A 6,528-nucleotide genomic window follows, 5' to 3' on the forward strand; every position below is an offset into this window, starting at 1 on the left:
CTTTTATTTCAAATATTTTTCCCAGTCAGCAACTGGCTTAAACTTCGCGCGTTCAAATTGTTCCCTCATATCAAAGGGTACCGTGCCATCAATCACCAACTTCGATGACATGCCTCGCGTTCGAATAGATTTCAGATCATACTCTGGTCGTTCCGACGGGTCCAGTGGGTGATTCCGCATCCCCGGTAATATCATTAAATCCTGATCGGCCTGGAAACGCGTATTCACGGTCCACATTACATCGTTCATATCAAAAATATCAACGTCTTCATCCACCAAAATAACTGTCTTCAACTCTTTGAACGCCGAAAATGCCAGCAGTGCTGCTTGCCGCTGAATACCTTCATCGGCCGCATCATCCTTATGGATCTGCATAATTGTCATCAGTTTTCCTCCGCCTGCAGGTGGATTATAAACATTTAAAACTTTACCCGGGATAGCGCGATCCGTTAATTCTAAGATGCTCGCTTCGGTGGGAATTCCTGCCATGCTGACATGCTCTTCGGATGGCCCAATCACACTTTGCATAATTGGATGCTTCCGGTGAGTGACAGCCGTTACTTTAATGACCTGTACGGCTGGATTAGCATCACCGTCGTAACCCGGAAATTCAGGCATTGCCTTACCTGTCTGGGTATTGATATCCTCTTGCATCCGTTCGTTGGGCATGATATACCCTTCCAACGTGAATTCAGAACGGGCAATAGCATTCTCATCAACGGTTAGCGCTTTGGTCAGACCCACAGCTTCTTGTCGGATCGCACCAGCCACCCCCAGCTCGTTATACCCCAATGGTGTAGTTGGTGGCTCAAAGGTGCACCCAATCGTAATGGCCGGATCTAACCCAATATTAATCGTGATGGGCATCGGTTTATTAGCGGCCTCGTATTCTTTAGCAAAGGCACCAATATGCCGACCGCCAGGCATAATGTAAATCCCTAACTTGTCTTTATCTTCTAGAACCATTCGGTGAATCGTCACATCTGACATAGTCTTGGCCATATTAGATCCCAACACGACACCCACTGTAATGTAAGGTCCCGCGTCCTCCGGTGTATTCGTAGGTGCTGCAACGAGTTTACGAATATCAAAGTCCGGATCAGTGGCCTTGTGAACCACCTCGTGGGTAGGTGCGTCAGTAACCATCACTGGGGGAATTGGTTTTTCAACCGCTGTATTTAGAAATTTTCCCAGGGTTTGGTAATCATGATGGAACATGAGCCCCACTCGTCGCCGATTTGCCATTAATCCCATTAGGACTTTCGTATCGGAGAAGCCTTCGACGTTATTAAACATCATTGCTGGACCTTCTTGCGTCGGCCGTTTTACCGTCCCTCCAGCACCAATATAGCGGTAAACACCAGCCAATTCAGCATTTGGATTCACAGCTACGTTCGTCTCATGGTACTGGTTGGCATGGGTTTTTAGCTCGGCCAATACTTTTCGTAAATCATAAGGATCATTTACCATCAGATTACCTCCTATAAGTTGCTTACAATCACCACTTTAAGGCATAAAATCGTTGCAAACAACTCAACTTTCGACTAATGTTATGCCTAAATGGAATAATAAGAAGAAGGTTCTTCAATGACTATCGACGATTTCTACAGTTTCATCACACTTTATAAAACGCGCAATATCTCTGATGCTGCTATTGCCTTAAATATCACACAATCTGCGCTATCAAAACGATTACGGAACATGCAACAAGAACTAGATACCGCCTTAATTTCGACACGTAACAAACGCCAATTAACCATTACGGAAAGTGGTGAAGTCTTTTTTCGTTACGCGCAAACGCTGACTGCACAGTATCAATTACTCCAGCAAGAACTACTAGATTACCGTGAACTTCGGCGTGGTACGATTCAGATTGGCAGTGTGCCCGTCATGGCTCAGTACGGTCTAGCCAGTAAGATGAGTCAATTCATGCAAGACTATCCTCAAATTAACTTTTCTTTGGCAGAATTAGAGGGGGCTGATCTCTTAACTCAGCTTCAGCACCAATCGTTTGATCTCGGTATTCTACGCGACGTTCAAAGTCAACAACTGAACCACTCACAGTTCGATGCTGTGACTTTAACCGATGACGAACTTAAAGTCGTTCTCCCTAGCGATCATCCGCTGGCCCACCAAACCAGCATTCAACTCCCTGACTTGCGCCCCTTTGATGTGGTAACACTCAGTCCCGGTTCCGGTGTTTATGAACGAATCAGCGAGCGCTATCAACAAGCTGGCTTCACGCCTAATATTCGTTTTTCCACACCGCATATTGAAACACTGCTGGCAATGATTGCCCACACAGATCGTGTGACTTTCCTTTTTGCCAAGTCAGTTGCCCCCTTTATGACAGCGGATTTTGTCATGCGCCCGTTCACTGACCCCATCATTAGCCACTTACAATTAGTTTATCCGCATGGTACTCTATCACCAGCAGCACAGCGGTTCATTCATTATCTAACGGACTGACCGCCACGTTATCGCGCAGACTTTCATGCTATACTAAGATAATAATTGACGCACGAACAGCTCAAAAAATATCATTTATTGGAGGATTCCCATGATTAAATCCGTTGTTCACGATGAAGCACGTCTAGTACAACGCTCGCAACCAGCAACCCCAGCAGACGGCCAAACGATCACTGATCTAATAGATACCTTACGAGCGAATCAGGAAAATTGTGTGGGAATGGCGGCTAATATGATTGGGGTTAACCGTCGAATTATCGTCGTTGATATGGGTATCTTACCAGTAGCGATGATTAACCCAGAGATTACCAAAATGGCTGGGCCCTACGATACACAAGAGGGCTGTCTTTCTTTGTCAGGTGAGCGACCAACCCACCGATTTAAAACGATTGACGTTACTTTTTTGAATCAAAACTTCCAGAAACAACGTCAGACTTTCACCGGATTTGTCGCCCAGATTATTCAACACGAAGTCGAACATTGTAATGGCATCCTGATTTAGGCCCCGTCAAAAAGCGTGCTACATCTGAGCGTAGCACGCTTTTTGACTACAAACATCGCGTGTCATATCTATTATAACTTGGCTGGACCACTTATTATTTAAAAATTAATGAACCCACTTTTTCCAGCTATTACCGATTGATAGTGTAATATTTATGTATGGTTTGTGTATCGTTTTCATTAACCCCACTGACAATTCCGAAAAAGTTTGATACATTGATCTTGTACCTTGATGTTAACCTCCCCAGACGGATGAAAGGCGGGATTCTTTATGAAAACGAATCAGCATTCTTGGTTTCAAAAGGCTCTGGTTACCGTTTCTATCGCGGTAGTAACCTTGCCGTTTGCTATTCAAAGTGCCCAAGCAAAGACCACTGATGAGTTAGCACCTCACGCAGCCGCTTACGGCTATTTTGTTGATCATTATCGCCAAAATATCGCCGGCCACACAACCGTGCAAAACAATCCGGTCGTTGGGGAAATGAGTCCATTTCCTACATACTGGTCTAGTGGCCAGGCCCATGATCCCGATATTCTTAATCAAAATATCGTTCAATCAGCCATAATTACCCAACATCGTACGGACGCCGAAGCAACCCGATCCTATTTGACCGATCGTCGTGATCTACGCTACAACCTAATCTCCGGTTTAGGGCCGTACGCTACCACCTTCATTAAAAATGCTAACGCCCAGACAGATTTCACTACCATGCCGACCACTCCTCTACCGGCCAACGCTCCTTATAGTAAGGTTGAGTGGGCCGATCCAACTTCAACGCTGGGACCGCTGGTAAAACTAGTTAACACAACCGTGCATTCCCCATTTTCTGGAACAGGTGTCGTTAAGCATGTAGTCAAATACATTCGCCCCTACCGGCAAAGTCCCCAAGTTAAAGTACTACCAGCCCTGTCAAATGTGATGGCCGCGGCTAAAAGTGACGATTACGACTTTCCAAGTGGTCATACAACTGCGGCGTTTGAAACCGGCTTAACGTTGGCCTACGCCGTACCAGAACGTTTCCAAGAGCTCATTACACGGGCTTCGGAGGTGGGCTACGACCGCGTATTGGCCGGTCGGCATTCACCATTAGCGGTTATCGGTGGTCGTCTGGTTGGAACCGCTATGACCGCCGCCGTATTGAATGACCCTGAAAATCAGGATCTCAAACAACAAGCCTATCAAGTTGCCCACACAAGCGCTCTATTAGACAGCAAAGTGGCTACCGCTGTAGATGATTTCAGTAATTACCAAACTAACCGCACAACCTACCGATCACGACTGACTTACGGTTTTAAACCAAGTGGTGATACTCACCAAGCCATGCGAGTGCCTAAAGGAGCCGAGGTTCTATTAGCTTCACGGTTACCGTACTTGTCTACTAACCAACGGCGCGATGTTCTCTACACGACTGGACTACCCTCAGGATATCCTGTACTCGACGATACAGAAGGCTGGGGACGCTTAGACCTTTTCTCTGCTACCAACGGTTATGGTGCCTTAAATCAGCAGGTAACCATCACCATGGACGCTAAGCGAGGCGGCTTTAATGCCCAAGACACTTGGCGTAATAATCTGACTGGTCAAGGTCAACTTGTTAAAAAGGGGACCGGAACACTAACCCTAGCTGGCAATAATCAATTTACTGGCGGCGTACGGCTTAAAGCCGGAACGCTGAATCTAGCTAGCCCAACAGCCGCCGGTAAGGGAACTATTATTCTCAATGGTGGTACACTACAGGTTACTAAAAACTATACCCACTTGGGCGGTCAATTCCGCCAGTCAGCTGGACGATTAGTCGTCACACCTAGTTCCCACCTAAAAATAAAACATACTGCTAAACTGGGAGGAACGTTAGCACTCACGAAAGGACATTTAAAAAACGGCACCAAACTGATGACCTTCCAAGCGCATACTGGCAAATTTAAACGGGTTACTGGACTTCCTCATGGTTGGCATGTTCACTATACAAAACACGCGGTATCTTTAGCAAAATAGGTTGCGCGTGCGATATTGCTTAAAAATAACGCCCCCGGCAAATTTAGTGCCGACAGCGTTATTTTTAATTACGCGCTCATGAAAATTACTCTACGTTTGCTATACTGAAATCAATTCATTTGGGAAACGGAGAGCTCATCATGACAATTAATGACTATTTAATCGATATTGATTCAAATCATCAAGCCGACTTCACCGCTCTATATCAATTACTTCAAGATTTATTACTAAATGCCAGTCAAAAGATTAGCTATGGCATGTCAGCTTTTTATTCTGGTAAGCATCCCATCATTTATCTTGCGGCCGCTAAAAATCATCTGGGACTATACCCCACTCCCGGACCTATTAAACATTTTGCCGCCGCACTCAGTTCATATCGAACATCCAAAGGTGCCATTCAAATCCCATATAACCAGGCACTGCCGGTACAACTGATTACAGATATTGTACAATTCCGATTGCAAGAGTTGAAGACGGCTGATTAATGATACCTACCGAGCACTATGGTCTTACGAACAACATTCACTTGAACTAATAGCCTGCGGAAGTAACGAATTCACAAACTAAGCTACCTACTAAAATTGGCCCTGTAAAACCCAAAAGGTTTTGCAGAGCCAATTATTAGGTCATTTTAAGTTACTCTTCACTACCCATCACACGAGCGACCAAAGCCGCAAGAATCGCACCAACTTCCGGCGCTAAGATGTACAGCCATAGATGTGATAAGGCACTTCCGCCGGCGAAAATTGCGGGGCCAAATGACCGGGCTGGATTTAAAGAACCGCCAGTCAAGTTCAACGCTACAATAATCAGGAAGGCCAGTGTTACCCCAATCGTCAATCCCGCAAAGTCACCATTACCGTGCCGATCACTCGTTACATTTAAAATAACCAGCAAGAATAGGAAAGTCACCAGTACTTCTACTAAAAAGGCTAATCCCGTCGAAATCTTAGGGAAATCGGTTTGCCCCAATTGGTTAGTCGCTAATCCTAATCCACTTACAAATAATTTCATAAAAGCCGAAGCAACTGTTGCTCCCAATACCTGAGCAATCACGTACCCTAATGCATCACGACCATTAATCCGCCGATTCATCAGCATTGCTGTAGTAACTGCCGGATTAAAATGGCCACCGGAAATTCCACCAAACGCGTACGCAGACACGGTAATCGCTAACCCAAAGGCTAATCCAATCGTTAACGTATTACCCGCGGCAACGGTCACCGCACCAGTCCCTAAAAAGACCAGCATAAACGTGCCGAAAAATTCGGCTAAGTATTTTTGCATCAATTCTTCCTCCATTCACATCTTATAAAATTCATTATAAGGTAGATTGTAAAATTAATCCGAACGCTGTTCGGACAAAAAAGATCAGCTTCCTTTAAAATGGTGTTTACCACAAACCCATCTTTTAGGAGCTGATCTTTTGTCTAGTATAACCTATTCCGAACGAATTAAAATCGAAACCTTTTGTGAACTAGGGCTGTCCAATATCCAAATGGGCGTTCGGCTGAACCGATCACCGTCAACAATTTCTTATGAATTATCTCGATGTCAACCTT

At 45.1% G+C, this 6,528-nt stretch carries 7 protein-coding genes; 5 read left to right on the plus strand and 2 right to left on the minus strand.

What is annotated here, in order from left to right; translation table 11 throughout:
- Positions 1–3: 3 nt before the first annotated feature.
- Entirely contained in the window at positions 4–1,470 is a 1,467-nt protein-coding gene (locus tag ACP4IT_RS06110) for a UbiD family decarboxylase (RefSeq protein WP_011668666.1), read from the minus strand.
- Between the two features lie 117 nt (positions 1,471–1,587).
- Between ACP4IT_RS06110 and ACP4IT_RS06115 the strand changes: the two genes are divergently transcribed.
- From ACP4IT_RS06115 to ACP4IT_RS06130, 4 genes are all read left to right on the plus strand, one after another.
- A complete protein-coding gene (locus tag ACP4IT_RS06115; RefSeq protein ID WP_011668667.1) occupies positions 1,588–2,469 on the plus strand; it encodes a LysR family transcriptional regulator in 882 nt (293 codons plus the stop codon).
- Between the two features lie 91 nt (positions 2,470–2,560).
- A complete protein-coding gene (locus ACP4IT_RS06120; RefSeq protein WP_011668668.1) occupies positions 2,561–2,971 on the plus strand; it encodes a peptide deformylase in 411 nt (136 codons plus the stop codon).
- A 270-nt stretch (positions 2,972–3,241) separates the two neighbouring features.
- The gene (locus tag ACP4IT_RS06125; protein WP_172757559.1) at positions 3,242–4,966 is read left to right on the plus strand and encodes a phosphatase PAP2 family protein; all 1,725 of its coding nucleotides are present in this window, start codon (positions 3,242–3,244) and stop codon (positions 4,964–4,966) included.
- Positions 4,967–5,106: 140 nt separating this feature from the next.
- Positions 5,107–5,451 carry an iron chaperone gene (locus ACP4IT_RS06130; protein WP_082265413.1) on the plus strand — a complete coding sequence of 115 codons (345 nt, stop codon included), beginning with the start codon at positions 5,107–5,109 and terminating at the stop codon, positions 5,449–5,451.
- A 151-nt stretch (positions 5,452–5,602) separates the two neighbouring features.
- Here ACP4IT_RS06130 and ACP4IT_RS06135 read toward each other — a convergent pair whose 3' ends face one another.
- Positions 5,603–6,253: an MIP/aquaporin family protein gene (locus ACP4IT_RS06135; protein ID WP_011668671.1), complete on the minus strand. Its 651-nt coding sequence runs from the start codon at positions 6,251–6,253 to the stop codon at positions 5,603–5,605.
- Positions 6,254–6,392: 139 nt separating this feature from the next.
- Between ACP4IT_RS06135 and ACP4IT_RS06140 the strand changes: the two genes are divergently transcribed.
- Positions 6,393–6,528: helix-turn-helix domain-containing protein (locus tag ACP4IT_RS06140; RefSeq protein ID WP_143448119.1), on the plus strand; the 136-nt coding region annotated here is incomplete at its 3' end.

Source organism: Levilactobacillus sp. LN180102 (genome assembly GCF_050106635.1).
Lineage (GTDB): Bacteria > Bacillota > Bacilli > Lactobacillales > Lactobacillaceae > Levilactobacillus > Levilactobacillus brevis.